Origin of the sequence: Flavobacterium sp. RSP46 (assembly GCF_003984825.1) — a bacterium.
Lineage (GTDB): Bacteria > Bacteroidota > Bacteroidia > Flavobacteriales > Flavobacteriaceae > Flavobacterium.
On record NZ_RYDM01000014.1, the window covers coordinates 1 to 8,857 of the forward strand.

General features: G+C 36.3%; 9 protein-coding genes. 4 read left to right on the forward strand and 5 right to left on the reverse strand.

What is annotated here, in order from left to right; genetic code table 11:
- Positions 1–1,067 precede the first annotated feature (1,067 nt).
- Positions 1,068–2,615, reverse strand: coding sequence for a Fic family protein (locus tag EKM01_RS14405; RefSeq protein ID WP_039107860.1), 1,548 nt, complete (start codon positions 2,613–2,615; stop codon positions 1,068–1,070).
- Positions 2,616–3,602: 987 nt separating this feature from the next.
- Here EKM01_RS14405 and EKM01_RS14410 point away from each other — a divergent pair.
- Positions 3,603–4,025, forward strand: a complete 423-nt coding sequence (locus EKM01_RS14410) for a hypothetical protein (RefSeq protein WP_126768728.1) — start codon at positions 3,603–3,605, stop codon at positions 4,023–4,025.
- Between the two features lie 29 nt (positions 4,026–4,054).
- Positions 4,055–4,234 carry a hypothetical protein gene (locus tag EKM01_RS14415; protein ID WP_126768729.1) on the forward strand — a complete coding sequence of 60 codons (180 nt, stop codon included), beginning with the start codon at positions 4,055–4,057 and terminating at the stop codon, positions 4,232–4,234.
- Positions 4,235–4,307: 73 nt separating this feature from the next.
- Here the strand turns inward: EKM01_RS14415 and EKM01_RS14680 are convergent, their stop codons facing one another.
- The 4 genes from EKM01_RS14680 to EKM01_RS14430 are packed head-to-tail and all read right to left on the reverse strand — an operon-like array spanning position 4,308 to position 5,912.
- A complete protein-coding gene (locus tag EKM01_RS14680; protein WP_165930179.1) occupies positions 4,308–4,484 on the reverse strand; it encodes a hypothetical protein in 177 nt (58 codons plus the stop codon).
- Complete coding sequence (locus tag EKM01_RS14420) at positions 4,471–4,749, reverse strand: hypothetical protein (protein ID WP_126768730.1); 279 nt, start codon at positions 4,747–4,749, stop codon at positions 4,471–4,473. The genes EKM01_RS14680 and EKM01_RS14420 overlap by 14 nt, the downstream gene beginning before the upstream one ends.
- A 1-nt stretch (position 4,750) precedes the next feature.
- Entirely contained in the window at positions 4,751–5,155 is a 405-nt protein-coding gene (locus EKM01_RS14425) for a DUF5675 family protein (protein WP_126768731.1), read from the reverse strand.
- 1 nt (position 5,156) lies between these two features.
- Positions 5,157–5,912, reverse strand: a complete 756-nt coding sequence (locus tag EKM01_RS14430; protein WP_126768732.1) for a hypothetical protein — start codon at positions 5,910–5,912, stop codon at positions 5,157–5,159.
- A 1,064-nt stretch (positions 5,913–6,976) separates the two neighbouring features.
- On the opposite strand from EKM01_RS14430, the gene EKM01_RS14440 reads away from it, so the two are divergent.
- Together EKM01_RS14440 and EKM01_RS14445 are read left to right on the forward strand one after the other, a co-directional pair.
- A complete protein-coding gene (locus EKM01_RS14440) occupies positions 6,977–8,224 on the forward strand; it encodes a site-specific integrase (protein WP_126768734.1) in 1,248 nt (415 codons plus the stop codon).
- 122 nt (positions 8,225–8,346) lie between these two features.
- Complete coding sequence (locus EKM01_RS14445; RefSeq protein WP_126564114.1) at positions 8,347–8,589, forward strand: hypothetical protein; 243 nt, start codon at positions 8,347–8,349, stop codon at positions 8,587–8,589.
- The last annotated feature ends 268 nt before the right edge of the window (positions 8,590–8,857 follow it).

Sequence of the window (8,857 nt, forward strand, 5' to 3'; positions counted from 1 at the left end):
GTGGTCATTTTGAATTGGAATCAGGTGCTCACTTTAAATTGGAATTGGGTGGTCAATATCACTGGAATTTGCACATAAGACTGCTGATAATGTGATACCACTTTCTAAGAAGGAAAATGATCTTGTTGAATCATTATTAGGTCTTCTTCAGTCTAATCATACCATTTACAAATCATCTGAACAAGAATCAGAAATAGAAAAATTCAAAAACGGTAAAAAGTTAAAATTGATATTCGATAAGTTAGATATTCTTGTGAATCAACAAAAGGTGGCATTAACAAAATTGCAAAAAAAAATGATAAAGTAAATAATTTTGTAAGTCATTACCTCATTCATCTGCCAAAAAACATTTGCTTTTTATATGATTCATGAGCACTTTAAACATGATATAATCAATGAGTAAAGGCTAATAAACTTGTTTATAATAGATTTAATACTAGAACGATAAACGTAAATCTGCACAATAAACCAATCAAGTTTATTGTGCGATTTTAAGTTTACCAAACAAGGATAATGGTTACCATCAGAAAACAAAACGAGAGTAATTTTTATATAAAATCAACATCGTTATTTATATCCAATACTCCAATGTTCGCAAAAAACATCCGTTCACGTTTTCGTGAACAAACAAAAAAAGTGAACGCATGTTGCATATTGCGATATGTAATATGAGGTTTAGTATTGAAAAAGATATTAATTCTTTTATAATGGAAAATATTTTCCAAAAACACCATTTTACTGGAAAATTAAATCCGTTTTATCATCATAAAGTATTTATAATGGAAAATAGTTTAGTTTTATTCTTGTTCACAAATAATGCGTGTTCACGTTTTCGTGAACATTAAAAAAAAGTGAACACAGTATCTAAATAAATCCATTACAACGGCGATAATTGCCGTCAAAACACCTTTTTGTAAATAAAATAAGTGCTTTTCACCAATCATAGATACTTTTTACCCGTTTTTCCAAAATAATACTATTTTACACCTGTTTTTCCAAACTAAAACCAATTATTCCAAATAAATAACAATAAAAATTCACATTTCAAACAATCGAAGAGCATTCAATTAAATCTTAGCAATTGGTTTCCCATTGATAGAGGCTTCAACTAAATAGGCAATAAATCTGGCAAAGGGTTCAATATTCTGATCCACACTTGCCTGCTCAAGGGCGTCCATGTAGGCATCTCTTTCTTCAACGGGTATTACGGTCCATGGATAGCCTCCGGAAGACAACATGGCATTCATCAAAAAGCGTCCAATACGTCCATTTCCATCCATATAAGGATGAATAAAAACAAAAATAAAATGACCCAATACCGCTCGAACCGATGCTTCTTCCTCTTGCTCCAATAATTCAAAAAGAGTAGGCATTACATCTCGTATTCCATCTCTATTTATAGGAACATGTTTAGACTGACCTATATAAACCTGATGTGTTCTATAACCTGCTAAATCAGAAGGCTTCAACAAACCAATGGCAACACTGGGTGCAAACAATTCTCGATACCAGTCTCCATGCTCTTCATCAGCTACTTTTCCCGCATTTTTCCCGTCTAAAATATGACTAACACTTATTTTAACAGCATTAAAGGCTTGCCAATAGCCTCTGGCTGCCATGGCATCACGTTGCTTTCTGTCATCTTCATTTTCTTTGGCATTCCATGTCCCACTTCGAACCCTTTCAATCAGTTCTGGAGTTACTCGGTATTTTTCAATCGATAAAGAGTGATAGGCATCTGTGATATAAATTTCTTCAATACGTTTTAAATAACCTGCTTTGTCATTAGGTATTCCCAAAGATTTCGGGAAAACGGCAATAACTACCTTTCGCATCTCATGCCACATCAACCGTATTCTGTTAACATAAGGAGACCGTTCCCGAGTCGACAAAGTTATGGGTGTTTTTTGCTCAAACGGATCCACTTCTCTAACATCATAACCTGCAGACTTCATTGTTTTTTGAATGTCATTTGCAATTTTATCCTGACCAATATTTCTAAAAGCACCTACAATTCTTCCAGCCTTTAGACTATGCCCGCCATCAAGTAGCATTCCTAATAGTTCCGATGCGTCGCTAATTAAACTTAAAGCAGTTCTGACATCTGTTGGATTACTTGTAAATAAAGAAGGGGAACAATAAACAATAGAAGAAGCCAAATTTAAAATTCTAAGTCCCTTTATAATCTCAATCGATTCTATGTCCGACAATGGAGATTTCATGGTAAACAAAGTGGTGTTAAAAAGTAAAGGAGTTAGTGAATTATTCCCTTTTGTAGATCGAATAATCATTTGATGAGGTACAGAATCATTTCCGGCATGCATCAACAAGGATTGGTCTGCAGCAACACAATAATCATCTCCATAACGATCTTTTAAATACCTCGAGCAAAACCCCCAATAGGAAGTATACCAAGAGGTGCTATCTCCTTTTCTTTCATCATGTGGAACAGAAATATACCATCCTTTAAAAACTTCACGAATAAAACCTTGATCTATCAAGCGTTCTTTATGCACCCGACTCAAATCCGTTGCTTTGATACCAACGATTTTTTGGTCCTGTAGCTTTTGAAGCAATTCTAATGATGCAGCTAATTTTTCTCCTGGTGTTGCCATTTAATACCATTTATATTTAGTATACTGTTCGATTGTATAATCGGTATAATTTGTGTTTTAAGCATTGTATTATGCTGTGGGTTATTTATTAAATTATGCCGTGCAAATCTTATTGTATATTGACGTGTGTTTGTTATTATATAATGCAAATATACAAAAGGATTTAAAATATAAAGAGGATGAACTGAAAAATAATTGTTAAACATCACGGGCAATCAAGCGGTCTCTCTTCGGTCGTTCTCTTTGTTCCGTTCGGCAGCTCCAGTCAGTTGTCGGCAGAAAAAGCCTCCTTCCTCCATTCCGCAGACACTACGCAGCACAATAAAAATAGCAGCTTGAAAAATAGCAGCTATTTTTATTGCGCCGCTTCGTTCCTCATCTTCACACGTTCTCTACCCTGCGTTCGGCAGGGCTAACACATCCACAATACCGCTTCATTCCGTTACACTCCGCAGGCTCCGTTACACTGCATTCCAGCAGTATTATGTCTGTCGCCCTTTATTTTTTCAGCGGTTGCTCCTTCGCACAGCCATCGGGGTTGGCGCCGTTCCGTAAAAACGTCACTTCGCCCTAAATCAAGGTACCCCGCCGCGGCGGGTGTCTTTTATTTTTCCCCCGCCGTTTCACGCTGCTATTCCTTCTCTCTACTCCGCAAGCTTCGTTCCGTTCTCGGTCTAGCGTGGCTGTTCGATTGCCGCAACCCCGCCACTGCGCTCCTCATTCATTCCGCTATAATTCCGCTATCGCTTCATTTTAGCTCCATTCCTTGCGGTGCTTGGGGGTGTTAAAATCTTCCACGACCACAATAGTGCATTTTCTTGAAAAGAAAGAGAAAAAAATCCAGCAAATTTAGCATCCATTCCTCACTTCCAGTCGGTCGTGCCTTCCTCCATTTTCGTTCGTCATTTCTGCTGTTTTAGTGGCTTTCTTTTTTTCTCTTTTTTCTTTTCAAAAAAATTAAGTCGAATTTTTTAAACCAACAGCACTATGCCAAATTTCATCATCAAGACCCACCAAAAAGACACTACCTACAAGGGAAACCAAATCTTTATCCTCAACAAAGGAATGAATAGTGGAAAGCCCCAAAAAGAACCCTTTACCAACAGTTTTGTGATTATGTTCCCAGACGAAAAGGATGCCGAAACAGTCTACTGGCTTGCCTACAGCCTATGGAAATCAAACTTTTGGCACCAATTTTTAATCGGATCCGTAATTCCATTTTTACGCATAAATGATTTCAAGAAAGATTTTGATTTTAAAGTGAATGAAATGATGCAAGAACACGACCTGCACCAGAAACAAGTCCAAGCGCTGAGATTGCTGGAACAGAAAGAAGATCAATTACATAAAAACATCAACCTTATCAACGAAATGCGTAGAGCCATTTTAAACCGCTACTGCAGAAAATAATAATTATTTTAACCTAATTCTCCTAAATTGTGAAACTGTTCATTTTATACCAAACCGATTTTTGGAAAAGCAAAACATCAAGAGTCTTTTTCGGAATATTTGACAGCCGATCAAAAGCAATGGACTGCGCAAAATACAACGGATTGTTCTGCTCCAATGCCAAAGTGGTCATCGAAGAAGTGACCTTGAATATTCTCGAGGAAATATAAAAACAAAAAAGCCAAGTCTCTCACGACTTGGCTTTCTTAGGTAGTCCGGAAAAGGTTACCAATCGTAACCAGACTATTTCTTTTTAAATTTTGTCAATCCTTTTAAAAGGAGCGAAACCATAAAACTTACTATTGCGCCTACAACCGCTAAGATAATCGTCTTTATAATATCTTCAGAAAGGATATTAGGCACAATACTTAGCAAAGTTCCGGATGCGGTTCCAATTTGCAAGGTGTTATTTGATTCCATCTCGCGGTAAATTTTGATTGTCTTTTTTCAACCGATTTGTGATGGCCCGCTCTCGGTTGGTCTTATCATCTACCGTAATTTGACTAATTACTGAAATGACTCCTCCCGCAAGGGCTGCATATCCCGCGACACTCACAACAGCTATGGGTAATGCCACTGGAGCTGCAATGATACTGCCACTGATAGCCAATAGAGCCATTCCAATACTTCTCAAAATCCGGAAAAACTTAGGGGTAGGTGCTTTTGCACGTTCAACTATATTCATACTATAATTTATTAGATTGGATTCTTATTTTCACTTCTTCATTATCGGTCAAAGCTCCATAAACTAAAGCTTTTAACTTTCCAAACGCTTTTCGGGAAGAGCTTCCTCTCCCTATTCCGGTGTGCAGTGTTACAGTTGCGATACAGCCCAACAACTCTTTCTTGGCGTCATTGGCGGGATGGATTAATATCAAATCTCTTCCCGGAACATTTTTCAAATGCAAGTGCCATTGGAACTTGGAACTAAATCGCCTCTGCAAAACATATTCTCCTTCGGGAATACAAGAAATACGCTTTTGGTTTCCCAACCAAGGCAGTTCGATGGTATAACAAACTATTGTGCCGTTCCATTCCAAAATTCCTTGCGTTCCCTTAGGGAAATACGTCCTATTTAACACTAAAACCATCTTAAAGCCCGCTTACCTGAACCAAAGCCAATGGATTAAAAGATCCATTTTTCAACGGATACATTCTACCGTTTACCTCTTGAAAAAATTCAATTCCCAAAGCCAAAAACAATGGTTTTGTGCTACCAGGAGTAACTGGATTGGCATGATTGATATCGACGGTTTGATTCGAATCCCACGCTAGAATATCCGTTTCCGATGTAGCAACCACAAATGTTTCGGCTTCAAAATCTATTTCCGCACCTGCAGATATGATTTTGAAATGCGTGGTTCCGCTTGCAGCCGCAATCATGTTTGCAGGAACAAATGGAACCAAATCAACCATGATATCTCCCGAAGCACGGTCAATTGTACCCACAAAAGGAGCAAATAAAGAAGTGCCCAGTTTGCCCCTAATGTTGAATTCGAATCCAGCAAGCAATTCTGCCTCACCATCAATCACATTGCGCAAGCCGCGTTCACTTACCATATCTGCCTGAATGACTTTAATCATAGATTGAGTCAATCGGCTTACCATTCTACTATCAGCAGAATTAATGAGCAAAGTTCGCATTGCCGTTCTCAAAACTTTCCCTGCCTTTCCTGCTCTTCCAAATTCGGCTCCATTCTCGCGGGTTCTTTGAAATGCCGGATCGCTCGCAATTCTGCTCGCATCGACACCCCCTTTTTCTCTGGCTAAGTGGCCGTCTTTGGTTTTGTAGAAGGTAATATCTCCGATCGTACCTTTTAATTTAATTATGCCTTTCTGTCTTGCCATAATTCCTAAAATTTTAAATTAATAAATGTTTCTAATTCCCTCAATCATCATCCTGTTGCAACACTTTTCGATTGATTATAAAACAAATTTTAGTCAATTAAATCACATAAAAAAGGCTCCCCTATCCCATATGTCACTTTGTGACACAAATGGCATAAAATGACCTAAATACCCATTTACAACCAACATTGACGGCAGTAGATTTCCGCTTCTGAACCAAAGGAATAATTTACTATTTTTATGGAGTGCCAGAACTAGAACCACAGAGGTTCCAGATTAGTCAAAGCCCAATCAAAGTCATAGATAGAGTATGAGAGCCAAAAACAATAGATTATGTATCTACCCTAAGGACATACAACGTATAACTGGTAAGAGTTATCGTCAAAGCATTAGGCTACTTCAAAAAATGAGAATTAAGTTAAACAAACTAGAAGATGAGTTTGTATCCATTGAAGAATTTTGCCAATTTACGAGCCTTAAAATTGAACAGGTTGAACCTTTAATAATTGGATAGAATTTATGTTTTAGGCAACTAAATTTTGAACCAATGCCTGTTCAAAAAAAAATGGTTAACCGGTTCAAATTATGACAATTAATCATTAATTCCAGAGAAAAAACACTTATATTTGATAATTGAAATTTAGAACAATTTGCTAACATATTGAGAGGTGTCAGTTGAGGTGTCACTTAAAATAAAAGCTTTGCGAAGCCTTATTTTACGGCACTTTAGAAAAACAAACAACTCCCTCTTTCTCCGCCAGTAGAAATACAAATTGAATTAAAACCCTTTAAATCGTATGATTTAGAGGGTTTTTACTTTTATACCCCCTCCAAAATATTCATTAATGCGTGTCCCTAAGGGGATAAATTCGGGTACCCTAAAACTCAAAACATTTGGGTAACCGATTTTTATCTCAGGCTAGAACACACAAGGCTTTTGAACATATTTGATAACATGTTCATTTGTTGAATAGCTACATGTTTAATAACCTGTTTACTATTCAAACATCTTGTGTTGAAGTCTTTTTAGAATTAAATTTAAGTTCAACTAAAAGGTTACCGCAATGAAAACAAAAGTATCTATTCTCTTTTACGCAAAGAGAGCAAAAGCCAGTGTAAACGGTTTAGTACCTATCTACACTCGAATTACTGTTAATGGCCAAAGAATTGAATTGAGCACAAATAGATTTGTCGAAATTTCAAAATGGTCCACGGAAGCTGGCAAAATGAAGGGCAGTTCAGAAGAAGCCCGTTCAATAAATACTCATCTAGACATGTTCAAAATCAAGATTATTGATGTACAAATGGAACTTATCCATAAAAACATCAATATAACTTCTGAGGCACTTAAAAACAGACTGCTCGGAACCCAAGAACGTCAAAGAACCCTTATCCCTATTTTTAAAGATCACAATAACAAAATTAAAGAATTGGTTGGTAAAGAATATGCACCTGGAACATTAGAACGCTACAACACTTCTTTGAAGCATACGGTAGAGTTTCTGGAATGGAAATACAAAGTATCAGATATAGACATTAACAAAATAGATCATGCGTTTATTACCGATTATGAATTCTACTTGAGAAGCGTTCGCAATTGCGCCAACAATACTGCCGTAAAATACTTAAAGAATTTCAACAAAATAATCAAGATTTGCATAGCCAACCATTGGATAGAAAGAAATCCGTTTGCAAACTACAAATCGAAAGTTAAAGAAGTAGAAAGAGTCTATTTATCAGAAGACGAAATCCAAAATATACTCAACAAAGATTTTAAAACAGAACGATTATCGCTAGTGCGCGATATCTTCCTTTTCAGCTGTTTCACAGGCTTAGCCTACATTGATGTCAAAAACCTAACAAAATCGCATATAAGCCTTGGAATCGACGGAGAGAAATGGATATTCACCCACCGCCAGAAAACAGAATCCGCTTCAAAAATTCCAATCCTTCCAATAACACAAATGATTATTGATAAATATGAGGACCATCCGGAATGCAACAATCAAAACAAACTACTTCCTATTTTGAGCAATCAAAAAATGAATGCCTATTTAAAAGAGATAGCCGGCGTTTGTGAAATCGAAAAAGAACTAACATTTCACATTGCCCGACATACTTTTGCAACGACTGTAACATTAACAAATGGTGTCCCAATAGAAAGCGTGAGTAAAATGCTGGGACATAAAAATATAAGAACCACACAGCACTATGCTAAAATATTAGATAAAAAAGTGAGCGAGGACATGATGATTTTAAGAAACAAAATGTTAAACTGCAACAATGATAAAATTATCAAAAATGCCAATTAGAATTTCTACTTTCCTAATATAGCACATAATGAGTTTAGAATAGATAGTTCAAATCAGGTAATTTGTAGTACATTTATCTTAGTCTGGAAATTTTTTCAAAAGAACATTTTAAATCTTATAACATGCTAACAAAAACAATTGAATCACTAAAATTTCTTTTATTGGAATATCGTTTTTATTTCTGCAGTATTGCATTGTTATTGGCTCTCTTGATTTATAGTTATAATAAAACTTTGTCTTTGGAAAAAGAGCTCCAATTGAATCAAACCACGTTCGAAAGAAGGCAAAAGGCATATGATGAAAAAGCAAAACAACAGCGAGAAAAACTCGAGCGTATGATAAAAGAGATCAAATCAGAGAAATAAAACTTATAAGCGCTTCCGTTCAACACAGGCTTCATTGTTGGCTTTTCAAGACCAACGAAGCCTTGCTGTTGTAGGCAGTGCTTTATTTTGATACTTTAGACTTCTTAATATTCAAAGCTTTCTGTTTTATCCATTGAATTGAAATATCAACAGTTTCTGTAATATCGCCTGAAACAGTATTGTGTCCTAATTTGCAAATTCCAGTGATATTGACCACCCAATTCCAATTTAAAGTGAGCACCTGATTCCAATTCAAAATGACCACCTA